A 15,717-nucleotide genomic window follows, 5' to 3' on the forward strand; every position below is an offset into this window, starting at 1 on the left:
TGTATGGGCGAGGTAAAGAAACGACGTGTTGGCGACCGCGGGCAGATCACTCTCCCGAAGGAACTGCGCGAAGAATTTGACATTGGCGGCGGTGACGAGATAGAAATCCGAAAAGAGTCGGGGAAAATTGTTATCGAGAAACCGATCACTCGGGACGATCTAGCAGCCGGGTATCGTGCGCGGGCCGATCAGCTTCGAGACCTCCATGAGGAGATGGATGGCGTTTCGCAAGAGGCTGACGAGTATCTCGGCGACGTCCCGGACTGGGAATAAATGGAGGTACGCCGGGGAGACATCGTGATCGTTGAGCTCAACCCGACGAAAGGATCGGAGCAGCGGGGGACGCGACCATGTCTTGTCGTCCAGAATAACGTCGGGAACGAAAACGCACCCACAACGATCATCGTCCCGTTTACGACGTCGTTTGATGACGAGTTGTATCCGTTCGAAGTGCTCATAACGGCCGATGAAAGCCACCTTCGCGAGGACTCCGTCGCGATGTGCAGTCAGATCCGAACTGTGTCGATCGAACACCGGATCAAAAACGTCGTCGGATCCGTCCCAGATGAGCGGATGAATGAGGTTGATAGCGCACTCGAGTATAGTCTCGGGTTGCGCGGCTCGTGGTAGTTTTCCGGACAACTAACACACCCGAGCAGGCCCTTCCCTCTCGTCTTTTGCGTGGGTGGCTGTTCTGGTGCGTCGTTTCTAGCCCACTCCACCCAACCCACCGTTTCCCACCCACCTCCAGGTCCCGGACTGCTCACTGCGCTCACTTCGCTCCCATCGGTCGCTGCGTTCGCTCGTTGTGCTGCCGGGCTTTCCTTGTTGGTTCTCGTTCACGCTTTGGACGTCCGCTCTCTGAACAGCCGGTGGCGTTGTTCGCTCCCTGAAAGGGGTAGAGGGATCAAAGACGATGCAAACTGCCAGCCGGATCACGAACCCACTCGCCGTTGAGTTCACTACCGAAACCGATTCGACCGTCGAGCATTCCCGCTTCGGCGTATTCGACGCCCCTGAGCACACTAACACGAGCTGTGACTACTGTGGGAAGTTCGGGCTTGTTCCGACCCAGAGCTGTGAAACTGCCTGTGACCTCGGCGTTCAACTCATCTGCTCCGACTACGAGAGCGCGTAACTCGACACGATCGACCAGTCTACCGGTAGTTACACCTGGCCCATGTCTACATTATCATCAACACATCCGCTCGAGCGACTTGAACCGACCCAGCGGACGCTCCGACGTGCCCAGTACGAAGCCTTCGAGTTCGAACTTGTCGCGCAGGGCGTCCTCGTTCGCAACGCCAGTCACGCAAATCCCGAGGATCACGAGTATCTGGTCACGATCGAGGACGGCTTGCCGCACAGCTGTCCGTGTCCAGCAGACGAACACTACCAAGGTGCATGCAAACATCGGGTTGCAGTCGCGATCCGAACGTCCGTTCTCGAGGCTGCACGCAACGCACAGCGGATTCGCGAACTCGAGGCTTGCGGGGTGCAGGCCACAGCGAATCCACCAGCGCCGTGAGTTACCCCACGAGAGGGAGACAAAGAACGATCCGCATGATGTTCTTTTCACCCAACCTGGAGCGAACTATCTGTTCCCTACACTTGCGTATCTATCGGAGGTTCAAATGATTATTTCACCAAAAGCCGTTAGTATAGATACGATGTGAGATTTAATATGAGACGTCGAAGTTATGTTGCCACGCTCGGAGCGGGTATGACGTCGCTTATCGGCTTCGTGGCAGTTGCAAAGCCTAACTGGCTTCTGGAGTTGGGGAAGGGGAAGAGAGGAAAGGAAGAGCAAGTGTCGGTGGAAAAAACGATCACTGACGACGCAATAACATACCTTGAAAAGTCGGATGAAGTACGGTATCCTATCGTGTATGCTGGGGGAGAACCACAGGAGTACACTACAAATAAATTCAAACACTGGGCGAAACGTAAATCTGCATTTGTTGGTTCAACAGCAGTGCTATCGGCTATTGAAGAGCGTTTGACTATCCCTGTCGACGGAATAGGGAAAAGTGTTGGAAGCCGATTATTTCACACAGTAATTTTTGTCGAGTACATAACCCCACGTGAGGCAAACAATTATCCGCCAGAATTGACTTTTCAGAAGGTTGTTGATGTAACTCCACGGTCGGTAGAGGCAACAGTAGTCTTAGCAGGGGAGAAATATACGAGGTCCGTTCCAGTAATTGTTCGAAAGAGTAACGACGGACAGCCCGATTGATAGTCGCTTTCCCTGTACTAAACGGCAACTACGTGTGCATACGTACCTTTTTGCTGCGGGTCCTCGCTCCTTCGGTCGCTCGAACCGCTTGCAAAAATCTACGTTAAAAAGGCCGCCTTCGCAGGCTTCGCCCGCTCCGGCGGTGAACCGCTCGCTTCGCTCGCGGATGCTGGAAGCGGTAACTCCTTGGCCTGTACTTGCCGTTTGTCGGGTAGTTACAGAGAAAGGGTATGGGAACTTTTCTATGACACCCTGCCACGAGGTAAAATGACACTAAATCGTGGGGTAACTTCGCCCGAGTCGACCAGCATCCGCACGAACGTACCGCACGTGGTGTTGTTGCTCCCTCGAGAGGGGTGGAGGGTATCACAGATGTCACGAGCAGACGAGACGGCAGCACAGCCAACGGAGACACCTGATGAAGCACAGTCCATCGGTGAGACAACGCCACTTCCACGACGGTTCCTCGCAACTGCTAGCGGGCCGGTCGACCGGATCACTGACTACGGTGACGAGACGACCGAGCGTGTTCACGCCGACATCTCAATCGAGTACTCGATCGAGACGCTCGAAGAGTTCGCCACGTTCTGGAGCTTCCGCGATTACCGCAGCTGGAAGCGAGCGGCTCTCGAGGCTCTCCTCGAGAGACAGGAACCCGACGCTGTGACGTACGCCGTTGACGAGGATGACCTCGAAAAGTGGGACGTCACGGTCGATGGACGTGTTGAGGCATTTGCGGGACTCGTCGAGACGATGGCTGACTACACAGGACGAGATCCTTCTTGTCGAGATGCACTCCCTCATCAGATTGCAGCTCGGATTAACGCGCTCACCGATGGTCGCCAAACGACTGACGACGTTCTCACGGAGTTCGCTGATGAGTTGCACCATGCAGAGCTGTGGGGGCTTGGAGCGCATCTTGCGCTCCTGAACGTCAGACATGCCCACCACGAGCCGATTGAACAGCAGGCCGCAACGCTTGCTCGCACTCTCAGTGACGACGGGGGTGAGGAATGATGATCGAGCAATCGATCAAACTTGGTGACGTCTGTTTGGATCTCGCACAGGGGCGACCAGTACACGTAGTCACCGATACTGGCCAGACCGTAGCTGAGTGATCCGAGGCAAACAACTACAATCTGCTCGATAATTACGGGAACTCACGATTCGACGCAACCAACAACGATCGCGTGTTCGATGTCGTCTACTGTTCGAGCCTGAAGTCCACACCTTCGAAAACCTATGCGTATCCGGAGTCGCGGCTTGGCCGCACCGAGAGCGAGGCAGCCGATGCTGGCCGTCAGGTCGCCGATCGAGTGGTCGTCGCTGTCCTTGAGAAGCTGTTCGAACGAGCAGCCACGGACGACGATGGAGCCGTGACTGTCCTCGAGCGCTATGCCACCGACGTGGGATATCAGGACGAGGCCGCTGAAGCGCGTGAACTGGCTGAGGTCGACCGGATCATCGGAGGTGAGGCGTGATGGTGGCAGATCTGCTGACGTACGTCGACGAGATTGACGCACCCGAGGACACGCTCACCGAATCGCAAGTGTGGGCGCTTCGCCAGGGCGTGCAGGCGGCGATCGATCGCGGTGACGAGAGTCTCTCACTTCCATCAAGAGCACTCTCGGCTGACCGATGGCATCATTGGGGGATTGGCGTCTCCGTCTGGCTCCACGACAGCGGTGTCGTCGTCCTCCAGAAGGATAGGAACACGATTGTGGCCGATATCTCGATGCTCGAGCACGTTTCGCTGGTTCTGGCTGGCGCCCACGGAAAGGTCGGCCAAATCACACGTGTGGATCCGAGTAAAGGCGAGACGTGAGGTTCGGTTCCTTGGACTCCCTCCATCGCAGGCTCCACAGCGACCGATTCGACCGTGACAGCACGTAGTGTTGTTCCACCCTTGAGAGGGGTGGAGGGTTTGAACCGATGAACCAGTTCAGAACCATCGATCGAGTGGTACAGCGATCCGAATACGACGAAACTGACACGGGCCGAAAACTGCGCTTGCGTGCGGAAGCCGAGGTGATTGCTCGTACAGAGTGGTTGGTTCCCGACGGCGGGACCGTAGCCGAGGCTACTCAGAGTGAGTCCGAGAAACCGACGTACACGCGGCATGTCGAACCGCCGGAACAGGGTGGGAAGGCGTACATCCGATGTACGTACTGCGAACGCGAGCTGCTGGTCGAACTCGGTGGACAGGACAATCTGTCGCATGCTCCCGGCTGCCCGGAGCGTGAGTCGCGATGAGCGAGTCCACCGACAGTTGGTCTGACGAGAGGATGCAAGCCGAACTCGAAGCAGTGCTGACCGATCTGCAAACGCTCGAGGAGCACCTAGCCGACCCGTTGACTCTCTCAGGTGCGATCACTGAACTCGAGACGACGATCACCATGTACGAGCAGACGGACATGGGGCCTGATGATGCCTGAGTGTTCGAACTGTGGCGCGCACGTCACAGAACAGTACAAGCGGGTATTTGCGGACAACACCGGAACGCTCCACGCTTGTCCGAACTGTCGATCCCAGTGCGAGCGATATCATGGAGCAGGGGCTGGCCTAGCGGAGGTGGATAATGGCAACTAAGCAACTTGAATACGAGTAGTCGGAAACGCCGCCGAGCATTGCAATTATCGAAGCGATCGCGAGTCTCGAAAACTGCCCGTCAACAGAGCTGGGACCAACCCACGGGATCGTCCTGTCCGACACAATCGACACTGAGGCGCTCGATCGACTCGTCACAACCGGCGAATCGGTGTCGGTCGCGTTCTCGGTCGGTGAGTATGACATCAAACTCACCGAGAAGATGCTGCTCGTTCGCGCCACCTGAGACACGAACGCTCGATCAGCAGTGCAGTGAGTCGTGCGAACTGTAGACTCTGTCTTAGTCTCGATTGTACCATTTGGGTTCTCTGTAGCCCTCTGCGTTTCCGACGCGATCGACGTGGTGTTGCTTACCCCCTCAGAGGGGTGGAGGGCGCGTTACAAGCTCTCCAAGACTGATCATCATGCCACTCCTAGACGTATACGAACACACATTTGACGAAGACGTCCCCCTCTCTCGACAACCACCCGTCGGAGACGGGGACAGCGAGGAACAGATACTGCCCTACGACCGCCACAACGCAGACAGCAACGCCGGGGAAGGCCGATCCTCACCATTATGACGAACGGCTCGGCTGGCACGAACAGACGATGTCTCGGCAGGACGTCCGTGATGAACTGATTAACCGGCTCGCACGACCTGCATCACTGACGACGAATCAGAGTCATGCTGTTCCTATTGAGAAACTTGATACGTTCAGGGTGAAGCCAACGCGGGAACTACGAACAGGTCGTCGGACCGGCGAGAGGTAACTGCCAGTCGTCGGTACTCCAGTTTGTTGGTGAGCACTGATGTCAAAATAGCCGGCGGTAGTCTGAAGTACATGGACTTCGAACAAACGACTATGACTGCTGATGATCGAATTCGTCCTGATGGCGGGATCGATGCGTTAGATCCCCCACCGACAGACATCATGGATGAAGAGACGCTCGATCCGGCAGCGCTTGCCCAGAACGCGCCGAAGCTCGAGACGGTCGTGCAGCTACTTAATCAGCCAGCGCTCGCTCGTGTGTACGTCTACGTCTGCTATTGGGGGCCCGTTTCGCCACCGGAGATTATGGACGGTCTCGAGCTATCGAAATCGACGACCTATGAGTACGTCGACCAGCTCGTCGACCTCGGTCTCGTCGATCGAGATGACTCGACACGTCCCCAGCAGCTGACGGCCGATCCGATCATCATCATCGAGCAGTACGTCCCCATCGTCATCACGCCGACGGTCCTGCACGCACTTGCACTCCAGGAAGTTGACGAGGACGTCGAGTATTTCATGGACCGCTACGGTGCTGGCAAACTCGTCGCTGCGCTGCGAGGTGCAGGGCTGCACTTTGCTGGGAAGACCACCCAACGAATGGTCGCGACCGATATCGACGTTCGCGACACCGAAGCGATGATGATCATCTACGCGCTCGAGCCAGCGCTAACTGTTGGCCGAACGCATGATCCGTTCTTCGAGCATCTATTTCCGGACGTCCATGATCAGATGGATCTTCCTTCCCTTGATGAGGTAGACGGTGCCCCGACAGAGTCGGACTCCCCCGAATGAGGTCGTTGAATGAGCCGAGGTAATCCACTCTCTTCCGAACAGGACGTCTTCGTCGATGCAAACATCTTCTTTGCCATCGGACACCCATCAAACCCGAGATACACACGGTTTCGGAGCGCTGTCCGGAACGCTGATGCCGTGTGCAAACTCCCCCGACGCGTTATTGGAGAGCTTGGCGGGTCAGAGACAGATCGTGTGCGGACGGCTCTTGATGAAGGATGGGCTGAAATCATCGATGCTCCCTCACCGACAGATGGTGATGCGGTCGCAGCAAGCGATATCGCCACGAGAACGATCGCGAACGAAACCGGCAAGCCTGAACACGAGGTCGAAAAGACGGATGCGATTCTCGCAGGGCTGGCTATCCAGTACGTCAGAGATCGCTCGACAGAGCGCGTGGTCGTACTGACCGATGATAAGCCAGCTCGAAAAGGGATCGAAAACGCGGTCACTGCACAGGACTATACTGATGTGATCTCCGTCTACGGATTGACAGACATCATCGGAGATGATTCCGGTGACTCGATGCGGTTAATCTGAGCAAAGTGAATAGATACGACTCTACTTAGGATTTGAACCGAATAGGGTTACTCGCTGCGTGGATCTCCTCAGTGCTGGTTGCTGTCTGCGAGTAAGCGTACCGCTGGGGTTCGATGTCTCGAGAAACGCCGGCCAGAGACCGATGTTAGAGCCCCACCCCTCACGTGGTGTGTCCATTGGGGAAGCTGTCTGAAATTTGGCAGCGATACTACGGACCCTCCTACTGGACTCTGGAATCAACTAGTGGTGTTTATCGCCCCAGAAGCAGTGAAGGGGCTGATCAGTTGTCCTCTTCGGAGTTATCGATGGCAACGAGAGACATCTACACGACTACGTGTGACGACGGCGTTCAGACGACTCCAACTACCTGTCCAGACTGTGGCGGCAACGTTCGAAGGACTGACCACGAGAGGATCTGTGAGGACTGTGGACGTATCCTCGAGGACACCCAACTAGATCGGGGACCAGACTGGGGTCGACATGACGAGCAGGGATCGAAGAAACGGACCGGCGCCCCGCTGACACCGACACGCCACGATCGAGGCCTCTCCACCGAGATCGGGTACACGCAAGACGGACATGGAAATGCACTCTCGAGCACGAAGCGCCGACAATTGAACCGGCTGCGTCGCGAACAATCCCGTGCCCAGTGGCAGTCGAAAGCTGAACGGAACCTCGCCTATGGGCTCGGTGAAATCCGGCGAATCGTCGCACGTCTCGGCCTCGCACAGAGTATCCGAGATCAGGCGTGTTCGCTATTCCGAACTGCCCAGTCTGAGCAGCTCTGTCGCGGACGATCGCTCGAGGCGGTGGCTGCAGCCAGTGTCTACGCAACCACTCGGTGTAACGGACTCGGACGATCACGGGCAGAAGTCGCAGCCTGTGCGCGCTGTGATCAGACGGGACTCACCAACGCCTACACCGTGATGAACGTCGAACTCGAGTTACCGACACAGCCGATTACAGCAACAGATCGAATTCCGAGGCTTGCGACAGAACTTGAGGTCCCAGATCAGGTTCGTCGACGAGCGCTCGAGCTCGCACAGACGGCACACGAACGCGGGCTGATGATCGGCTGCCGGCCGAGTGGCGTCGCAGCGGGCTGTCTCTATCTCGCTGCCCAGCGAGTCGGATTCTGTCTCTCTCAACAGCGGATCGCCGATATCGCAGGAACATCACCGAACACGCTCCGCAGTCGGCGAGACGAATTACTCGAGATTGAAGCCGAAGCCTGACCGTCGCAACCCGGATGAGACACTTGTAACGGAGCCGCTCGAGCGCTCCCCCGAGTGTGTTTTTCTTCCCCCAAAGGGGTGAGGGGCGTTCCAAGAAGGAGCGTCCGTCGTCAAGAACGATGACTACGAGCGACTGTTCGCAGGTGTCCTTCGATGATTCGGACACCAGACGTGACGAGATGCACAGTACGATGGAAACCTGGGTCAAAGACCTCGTTGACGAGGTTGATGATGCAGTCTCGAGCGAGCAGTTCCAGGAGTGGCTCGACGTTCAGAGTCACTTCCATGACTACTCCTACCGGAATACGTTCTAATCACTCGCCAGTGTCCGAACGCGACTCACGTTGCCGGCTATCGGACCTGGCAAAACGAGTTCGATCGGCACGTGACGGAAGGCGAGAGCGCGATCTGGATCTGGGCACCGATCATCTCAAAGCAGTGCCCCGAGTGTGAGAACTCACCGTCGTACCACGATCAAAGCGACTGCGAATACGACGAGACATCACCCGAGGAGTGGACGAAGGGACTCGTCGGCTTTCGACCAGCGCCGGTGTTCGATATTTCTCAGACAGAGGGAGAGCCACTTCCCGAACTCGAGATGGAGGCGACCGGAGAAGCTGACGAACTGGTGTCAGCACTCCTCGAGGGAGCTTCGATGCTTGAAGTGGAAGTCGAGGTCGTTTCTCCAGTGGAATGGACTCACGGAGATGCCAAAGGCGTGTGTCAGTACCGCTCTCCTGCAGAGCGGCCACTGATCGAGGTCCGCGATCGTGAGAACAGCGCCGACCTTGCCGTAACGACCGTCCACGAGTACGCCCATGCACGCTTGCACGGTGACGTCGACGACGAGACCGAACGCTCGAAACGTGAACTCGAGGCGGAAGCGGTCAGCTACATCGTCGGTCGGTATTTCGGGCTGGACACGAGTGGGTCGGCGTTCTACCTCGCTGCATGGGAGGGCGAAGAGTCGGAGGCTATCCTCAATCGACTTGAGCGGATCAGTTCGACCGCTGCGGAGATTATCGATGACGTCGACAAGGTGATTACAGATGAGTGATCGGCACCTCCTCTTCGAAATCGTCGACGCGCTCGAAACGGAGGGACTTGGTCGTGACGAGTACCAACTGCAACGAGTGATCGACGTCGAAGCACTCAAGATCAAGGGCGCACTTCGTCAGCGGACAAAGGTGTAGGAGAGGCGAGTATCGGGAGAATAAGACAGGCTGTTACTCCGATTCAACGCCAAGAAAGCCGTTTTCCCCGGCAAGAGAGGTTTGTCAGATTAGCTAGTCCAAGCAGTATGCGTAGCTCTGTAACCATGTTTCAACGGTTACTAGATCGATCTTTCTAAAACAGTTTTCAAACTGGGAGGTCGGCCGTCTTATCTTTTGGAAGCAACATTCGACAGCGTTCCGATTGCCATACTTTTCGTATCGAAATCGGAGCCAAGATGGTGGAGTGCAGCTTTGAGCCGCGGAGCCAAATCGCCGGGAAATACGACGTCGAAGACGCCGTGTTTCTTAATAAATTTGCGTGGAAATATCTTAGTAAGTGCGGTTATACGCATCGAATAGAGCTTAACATGGAGAAATCCGTTCGGGATCGATAGCAGCGGACAGCTAGTAGCGTTGATCGTTGAGTTGAATCACGGTTTCGTCGAGCACAACGTGATCTGGCTGTTTTCCCACTATTGGCTGTAGATCGTCTTTCTGCATCCAATTAATAACTGTCAATCTCGCCCGTTCGACACCGTACCTCTCCAAATCAGAAACAGTATTAGAAAATTATAGTTCTGATAAATAGAGCTGGATACTCAATCACATTAGCCTGCTCTCGACAGACTGAGAGGGACGGAAATGCCTCCACTACCTGAAGTAGTCCGAAGAAATATTACCGATGTGGAAAGAACAGGTGTGCCTAATCAGAACAGCGGAATCGCACCCGTAAGAACCGCGACGGCCAGCATGACCAGCGACACGGCCCACGCCCAGAGGAAAGTGAACTTGATATGTTCACCGAGGTCGACGTCAGCAAGTCCGATTAACAGGTACGTTGCGCCCGTCAATGGTGAGAGCGGGAAGCCAACCGTCATCTGACCGATGAGCGACGCGCGAACGACCGCCACTTCAGGGATCCCGTATGCCTGGGCCGTCTCCGCCAGCACCGGCAGCACACCGAAGTAGTACGCGTCAGGACTGAACACAAGACTCGCTGGCATTGCGATGAGTCCAACGACACCGGCCATGTACGATCCCATCCACTCAGGCATAATTGAGGCCAAGATACCCGCCATCTCAGTGATCATCCCGGACTCGTTAAGAACGCCGAGAAGGACACCCGCAGCCAGGAGGATCCCTACATACGTCATTACGTCCGGGGAGTACGCCTCGAGGATATTCTTCTGTGCCTCGTAGTCTCTAACATTAACCACGAGCGCAATCACGAGACCAGTCATGAAGACAATTGCCGGACTGGTAACGTCGAGCATCAGGAGCGCAATAATTGTGACCGTCACGAGCACATTAAAGTACCATCGCCAGTTCACCCCAGTATCAATTTCTACTCCACCATCGGTCCTGATATCGGAGTCATCTCCGGCGAGTGCTTCCGTAATGAGTTGTTCCTGTTCGCTCTCGGAAAGATCGATATTCGTGTCGATCCGCCGGCTAAAATAGTACGCGATTAGGAAGATTGCCACGAAGCCCGCGATCTGAGCCGGAATCAGCGGATTATAGACGTTGCTGACGGTGGCAGCGTCGACGGAACCGATCGCTCGGACCGTTACGCCGCCCCATGGGACCAGATTCATTGTTCCGGCGCTTAACGCCGTCAGTGCGGCCAGAATCTTCGTATCCGCATCGAGTGCCATGTAAAGCGGCAGGAGCGCCGGAATAGTGATAAGGAAAGTTGTTGCACCCGCACCGTCGAGATGCGTCGCGACCGCCAAGACCACTGTTCCAAAGGTGAGCAGTGCGGGCCGATCCAACACAATGTGGACTACACGTCTCACAAGCGGATCGAACAGCCCCCTATCCCGCATGATTGCGAAGTACCAGACAGCGAACGCAAACATGGCGGTAATCTCGACAATACCCCCTAGTCCGGACGATACGAACTCACCCAGTTCTTCTGGCCCGAAGCCGGCGACCAGTGCTCCGATCACCGGGACAATTATCAGCGTTGGTACCACGTACGTTATCTTGCCGATTATCAGCACCAGGATCAGTGCGATCACCAGATACCCGACGATCCCAAGCCCCGTTCCATCGAGCTGCAATGGCACTAATGGCACTGATTGTGTGATGTTAGCTAACATCATCTCATAGATGAGAGATAAACCTTAATAATGATTGTGGTGTATGTCAATAACTGTGATATTTTCGCTACGGTGAAGGGATTGAACGTCGGCTCTAGGCTGACCGAAGTACATATAACCTGACGAATGGATACTCCGACGGAAGTATGAAACCGACACGCTCAGTGCTGTTTGTACCTGGCAACCGGCCGAAGTGGATTACCGATGCAGCAACTCACGGAGCCGACCTCATTATTATCGACCTTGAGGACGCCGTCCTGTCGGACGAAACAGCCGCGGCCAGAGACAGTGTCGCGGACGCAATCCCGACGGTTCATGACAATGGACAACGAATCTTTATCCGCATCAACGGACATCCGAACTCATCAGCCGACCGTACGCCAGGGACCTTGAGGCGATCGTTCCCCAAGAGCCGGATGGACTGGTCGTCCCAAAGGTCGAAACCGCCGCTGACATTGAGCGGCTTGAAACCGTCCTCACGCATATCGAGCGGCGCGACGAACTAACTATCGGCGGTACGGAACTCCTCGTGACGATTGAAACGGCACAGGCGATGAAACACGTCTACGAAATCTGTCTTGCATCCGAACGTGTTACGTCCATCATGTGTGGGCTTACGAAAGGGACGGACACGAACCGGGCGCTCCGGATTGAGTGGACAGGACCGGGTCGAAAGGGGCTCGAAACCCTTCACATGCGCCAGAAGGCGTTGCTCGATGCAAGGGCCGCGGGCATCGACTATCCACTCGCTGGTCCGTATGTCGATATCGACGATCACGACGGCTTGACCGAGGACATGGAATTCACTCGCGAAATGGGCTATGAAGGATACGTCGTAATCCATCTCACATTGATCCCGCCAACGATTGCTTTACGCCCGATAACAAAACCATCGAGTACTGGATCGACCTCTACGGAGCACTGCGAGACGCGATTGATCGCGGTGAGAGTGTGATCCGCTACCGTGGAGAGATGATTGATACAGCGAACCTCGAGACCGCCAAGGAGCACCTCTGGCGTGCGGCTGCGTTTTAGGACGAACTTGACGACGATGTCACGGCGCGACTGACTAACCTCGAGTACTCGATGGACTAAGCCTATCACCACTTCACAGGCAAGATAAATGAAGAAACTCGTTGCGGCCGAACAGCTGGCTCCTTCTCTACCGCTCCGGGTGGGACGTCTCCGGCGATCCGACGACGCCGCACTCAATCAGTTCAGCAACCTCCGCCTCGGTGTACCCCATCCGCTCGAGTGTCTCATACGTGTCTTCACCGACGCGGGGAACGCCTCGCGTAATCCCCGTCGTATCGTCGGCGTACTTTACAGGGTGATCAACTACCGACAGCTCCTCGTCACCCAGCTGTATGCTGGATAATAGCTCCCGATGGTTCACATGGTCGTCCTCCCAGACCTCTTTTGTGTCGTAAATCGGTCCGCTCGGGACGCCGTGATCGGACATCACGTCAAACCACTCGTCCGTTGACTGTGTGACTAGTTCGTCTTCCAGAATTGACTCGAGTTCGTCCCGGTTTTCGCGTCGCCGGTCGGCAGTCTGAAACCGGTCGTCCGTCGCGAGCTCGGGGCGACCGATAGCGGTACACAACTTTTCCCAGTGATGGTCCTGAACGACGACGATCGCGAGGTATGAATCTGCTGTTTCGAAGACACCGTAGGGGACAAACTCGTCCAATTTGTTCCCCATTCGCGGATACGGCTCATCCGTCGCGAAGGTATAACCAGCCCTGACGGTCAGCCAAGAGAGCATACAATCCAACATTGAGACATCGACGTATTGTCCCTCTCCAGTGCGTTCACGTCGGAAGAGCGCACCGAGAATTCCCTGGACTGCATACATGGAACCGGCGATATCGGCGATCGGAATCCCCGAGCGGTACGGTTTTGAGTCCGGCGGTCCTGTGATGCTCATGTTCCCCGACATCGCCTGCGCGATGATATCCAGCGCGGGATACTCAGCGTACGGCCCCTCCTGCCCGAATCCGCTGATTGAGCAGTAGATGATTTTTGGATTTCGGTCGGCGACCGCTTCGTAATCGATCCCGAACCGTTCCATCGCCCCCGGTCGAAAATTCTCGACAACTACATCGGCATCCTCAGCCAACTTGAGAAAGAGTTCCGCCCCTTCGTCGCTCTTGAGGTTCAAGGAAACGGATCGCTTGTTTCGATTGACGGACGCGAAGTAGGAGCTGAAATCATCCACGTAGGGCGGATTGTGGCGGCCCACGTCGCCGCCCGTCGGTCGTTCGATCTTCATGACGTCAGCGCCCATATCGGCGAGCGTCATCGACGCGAACGATCCCGAGACGACCTGCGTTACGTCCAAAACAGTGACAGTGTCAAGCATGGTTTTCGTACCCTCAGTAGTCGGGCTACGTGAACGTGGCATTGGAACCTTAATAAATGTTTATCCCATCAGGTTGTATCTCGACGGTAGCTCAGCCAACCTATCGGTTGTGCGCTCGGAATCTCTGTGACCGTTCGAAGAGTGGCTGTTCATATTGTGAATTCTATATCGAAATGATCAACTGTGAGTAACTGATAAATAGCTGGATACGGAATTCCAGAGTAACATGGGAAGGAAAAACTCGGGCAACGCTGACGACCTAGCCAGCGGAACCACAATCAAATCGGTCAATACATCGCTCTTGATCGTCAAAGCACTCAAGCAGGAACAGACGGCGAAAGTAAGTAAACTGGCCGAACTGACAGGATACTCAAAAGCGAACGTGTACAAGCATCTCAACACGCTCAAAACACAGGGCTTCGTGGAGCAGGACGGTGACCAGTTCCGTCTTGGACTGGGGTATCTTGATCTCGGTGGTCGAGTCAGAGAGCAACTCGAAGGCCAGCACATCATCAAACCGAAAATAGCCGAGATTGCTGAGAAGACCGAGGAAGTTGCCCAATACATGGTCGAGTCGAACGGCAAATCAGTTATTATCTTCAAGGAGGTTGGTCATCAGGGCGTGTCACTCCGAACGAGAGTAGGCGCGCATCTCCCGGTCCATCAGGTTGCATCGGGGAAGGCTATGCTTGCGTTCATGTCTGATTCACGCGTCAACGAGATTATTCAGTGTCATGGACTCCCGGCAGCGACGGAAAACACGATTACTGATCCGGATACACTCTCGGACGAACTAGCTAAAATACGAGAGCAGGGATATGCGACCAATCGCTCAGAGAGTACAAAAAAGTTATTCGCCGTCTCGGTTCCCGTTATGACCGCTCCGGAGGAGCTTATCGGTACATGTACCGTTTCTGGACCGACGCATCGTATGAAAGGCGAGGAGAAAACTTCCCAGGTGATCGAAATATTACGAAGTGTTACTAATGAAATCGAACTTAGCCTCGTTCATTCTTGAAATCATCTTATTGTGAGTTTCTATATTGGAATATACTATCGTGAAAGTCATAACCATTGTTACCGATTAGATGTTTACAATTGTATGGTTGTAAATGTCTGGATCGTAAGACGACTCATGCAACTCGCAGACCTGCTCAGCGAGTGCTACGCAGCGAAATTTGAAATCTTGGGAGCAAAAGCGGACGGAGACGCCCGTCAGGTGTTCGCCGTCCAGCTCCACGCGACCGGTTGTTCGCTTCGAGAGATACAAGCGGTTCTTGGCTTACTCGGCGTTAAACGCTCTCACCAAGCGATCTGGAACTGAATACATCAGCTGTCTGATAGCGTGCCAGACCCGCCGACGGCGAAGCCGTCGCGGGTCGCGGTTGACGAAACCGCTGTCAAGATTAACGGCGACCGATCTTGGATGTATGCTGCAATAGACCTTGACACAAAGTTCATCCTCGATGTCGCACTCTTTGGTCGGCGAGGCACCGATCCAGCTGCTGCGTTTCTGCATGGACTTGCCGAGAAACACGATCTCTCCGAGGCCGAGTTTCTCGTCGATGGTGCAGGCTATCTGACTGCACTCTCCCGATTAGGGTTGAGCGGTCACCTCGACTATGTCGATCGAAACCATATCGAAAAGTGGTTTCATACTCTCAAAATACGGGTTGACCGCTTCCATAACTCCTGGGTGAGCAGTCGGGCGAGCGTCAGAGAGTGGCTTGAACAGTTCGTACACTACTACAACACACAACGACCACATCAATCACTCAACAGACAGATGCCAGCAGAGGTGCTAAACTAGACAGTGCCACTTTCACCCCACTACCTGGAGATTAACTAGTTCAGAGATAAGAACAGCC

Annotated in this window: 19 protein-coding genes and 4 pseudogenes; 21 read left to right on the forward strand and 2 right to left on the reverse strand. The window is 55.2% G+C overall.

Features of this window, described 5'->3' with window-relative positions; genetic code table 11:
* The first annotated feature begins 3 nt into the window (after nucleotides 1-3).
* From PGX04_RS02305 to PGX04_RS02375, 17 genes and pseudogenes are all read left to right on the forward strand, one after another.
* Nucleotides 4-273 carry an AbrB/MazE/SpoVT family DNA-binding domain-containing protein gene (locus tag PGX04_RS02305; RefSeq protein ID WP_273737042.1) on the forward strand — a complete coding sequence of 90 codons (270 nt, stop codon included), beginning with the start codon at nucleotides 4-6 and terminating at the stop codon, nucleotides 271-273.
* Nucleotides 274-630, forward strand: coding sequence for a type II toxin-antitoxin system PemK/MazF family toxin (locus PGX04_RS02310; protein ID WP_273737043.1), 357 nt, complete (start codon nucleotides 274-276; stop codon nucleotides 628-630).
* Between the two features lie 550 nt (nucleotides 631-1,180).
* Nucleotides 1,181-1,528 (forward strand): SWIM zinc finger family protein, encoded by a 348-nt coding sequence (locus PGX04_RS02315; RefSeq protein ID WP_273737044.1) that lies wholly within the window; start codon nucleotides 1,181-1,183, stop codon nucleotides 1,526-1,528.
* Between the two features lie 195 nt (nucleotides 1,529-1,723).
* Nucleotides 1,724-2,239: a hypothetical protein gene (locus tag PGX04_RS02320; protein ID WP_273737045.1), complete on the forward strand. Its 516-nt coding sequence runs from the start codon at nucleotides 1,724-1,726 to the stop codon at nucleotides 2,237-2,239.
* Nucleotides 2,240-2,611: 372 nt separating this feature from the next.
* Nucleotides 2,612-3,256: a hypothetical protein gene (locus PGX04_RS02325; RefSeq protein ID WP_273737046.1), complete on the forward strand. Its 645-nt coding sequence runs from the start codon at nucleotides 2,612-2,614 to the stop codon at nucleotides 3,254-3,256.
* Nucleotides 3,256-3,720 (forward strand): annotated as a pseudogene (locus tag PGX04_RS02330) (hypothetical protein). The gene PGX04_RS02325 and the pseudogene PGX04_RS02330 overlap by 1 nt, the downstream one beginning before the upstream one ends.
* A complete protein-coding gene (locus PGX04_RS02335) occupies nucleotides 3,720-4,064 on the forward strand; it encodes a hypothetical protein (protein WP_273737047.1) in 345 nt (114 codons plus the stop codon). The pseudogene PGX04_RS02330 and the gene PGX04_RS02335 overlap by 1 nt, the downstream one beginning before the upstream one ends.
* Before the next feature lie 107 nt (nucleotides 4,065-4,171).
* Nucleotides 4,172-4,492, forward strand: coding sequence for a DUF8118 domain-containing protein (locus PGX04_RS02340; RefSeq protein ID WP_273737048.1), 321 nt, complete (start codon nucleotides 4,172-4,174; stop codon nucleotides 4,490-4,492).
* Nucleotides 4,489-4,674 carry a hypothetical protein gene (locus tag PGX04_RS02345; protein ID WP_273737049.1) on the forward strand — a complete coding sequence of 62 codons (186 nt, stop codon included), beginning with the start codon at nucleotides 4,489-4,491 and terminating at the stop codon, nucleotides 4,672-4,674. The genes PGX04_RS02340 and PGX04_RS02345 overlap by 4 nt, the downstream gene beginning before the upstream one ends.
* Nucleotides 4,667-4,828: a DUF7563 family protein gene (locus tag PGX04_RS34345; protein ID WP_425498425.1), complete on the forward strand. Its 162-nt coding sequence runs from the start codon at nucleotides 4,667-4,669 to the stop codon at nucleotides 4,826-4,828. Before PGX04_RS02345 ends, PGX04_RS34345 begins: the two co-directional genes overlap by 8 nt.
* Nucleotides 4,829-4,862: 34 nt before the next feature.
* A pseudogene (locus PGX04_RS02350) lies at nucleotides 4,863-5,072 on the forward strand (HalOD1 output domain-containing protein); the annotation flags it as partial.
* Between the two features lie 365 nt (nucleotides 5,073-5,437).
* Nucleotides 5,438-5,599, forward strand: a complete 162-nt coding sequence (locus PGX04_RS34970; RefSeq protein WP_465263785.1) for a DUF8030 family protein — start codon at nucleotides 5,438-5,440, stop codon at nucleotides 5,597-5,599.
* Nucleotides 5,600-5,670: 71 nt separating this feature from the next.
* On the forward strand, nucleotides 5,671-6,393 hold the full coding sequence (locus PGX04_RS02355; protein WP_273737050.1) for a DUF7437 domain-containing protein: 723 nt from the start codon (nucleotides 5,671-5,673) through the stop codon (nucleotides 6,391-6,393).
* A gap of 9 nt (nucleotides 6,394-6,402) precedes the next feature.
* Entirely contained in the window at nucleotides 6,403-6,933 is a 531-nt protein-coding gene (locus PGX04_RS02360) for a PIN domain-containing protein (protein ID WP_273737051.1), read from the forward strand.
* A 305-nt stretch (nucleotides 6,934-7,238) separates the two neighbouring features.
* The gene (locus tag PGX04_RS02365; protein WP_273737052.1) at nucleotides 7,239-8,168 is read left to right on the forward strand and encodes a transcription initiation factor IIB; all 930 of its coding nucleotides are present in this window, start codon (nucleotides 7,239-7,241) and stop codon (nucleotides 8,166-8,168) included.
* A gap of 119 nt (nucleotides 8,169-8,287) precedes the next feature.
* A pseudogene (locus tag PGX04_RS02370) lies at nucleotides 8,288-9,225 on the forward strand (DUF955 domain-containing protein).
* Nucleotides 9,218-9,361, forward strand: a complete 144-nt coding sequence (locus PGX04_RS02375) for a hypothetical protein (RefSeq protein ID WP_273737101.1) — start codon at nucleotides 9,218-9,220, stop codon at nucleotides 9,359-9,361. The pseudogene PGX04_RS02370 and the gene PGX04_RS02375 overlap by 8 nt, the downstream one beginning before the upstream one ends.
* 728 nt (nucleotides 9,362-10,089) lie before the next feature.
* Here the strand turns inward: PGX04_RS02375 and PGX04_RS02380 are convergent.
* Nucleotides 10,090-11,451, reverse strand: a complete 1,362-nt coding sequence (locus tag PGX04_RS02380) for a CitMHS family transporter (RefSeq protein WP_273737099.1) — start codon at nucleotides 11,449-11,451, stop codon at nucleotides 10,090-10,092.
* A 179-nt stretch (nucleotides 11,452-11,630) separates the two neighbouring features.
* Between PGX04_RS02380 and PGX04_RS02385 the strand changes: the two genes are divergently transcribed.
* Both PGX04_RS02385 and PGX04_RS02390 read left to right on the forward strand, forming a co-directional pair.
* The gene (locus PGX04_RS02385; protein ID WP_273737053.1) at nucleotides 11,631-11,990 is read left to right on the forward strand and encodes an aldolase/citrate lyase family protein; all 360 of its coding nucleotides are present in this window, start codon (nucleotides 11,631-11,633) and stop codon (nucleotides 11,988-11,990) included.
* Nucleotides 11,882-12,439, forward strand: coding sequence for an aldolase/citrate lyase family protein (locus PGX04_RS02390; RefSeq protein ID WP_273737100.1), 558 nt, complete (start codon nucleotides 11,882-11,884; stop codon nucleotides 12,437-12,439). The genes PGX04_RS02385 and PGX04_RS02390 overlap by 109 nt, the downstream gene beginning before the upstream one ends.
* A gap of 207 nt (nucleotides 12,440-12,646) precedes the next feature.
* Here PGX04_RS02390 and PGX04_RS02395 read toward each other — a convergent pair whose 3' ends face one another.
* Nucleotides 12,647-13,849, reverse strand: coding sequence for a CaiB/BaiF CoA transferase family protein (locus PGX04_RS02395; protein ID WP_273737054.1), 1,203 nt, complete (start codon nucleotides 13,847-13,849; stop codon nucleotides 12,647-12,649).
* Nucleotides 13,850-14,075: 226 nt separating this feature from the next.
* On the opposite strand from PGX04_RS02395, the gene PGX04_RS02400 reads away from it, so the two are divergent.
* Nucleotides 14,076-14,867, forward strand: coding sequence for an IclR family transcriptional regulator (locus tag PGX04_RS02400; RefSeq protein WP_273737055.1), 792 nt, complete (start codon nucleotides 14,076-14,078; stop codon nucleotides 14,865-14,867).
* A 117-nt stretch (nucleotides 14,868-14,984) separates the two neighbouring features.
* Nucleotides 14,985-15,659 (forward strand): annotated as a pseudogene (locus PGX04_RS02405) (IS6 family transposase).
* The last annotated feature ends 58 nt before the right edge of the window (nucleotides 15,660-15,717 follow it).

Source organism: Natrinema soli (assembly GCF_028618695.1).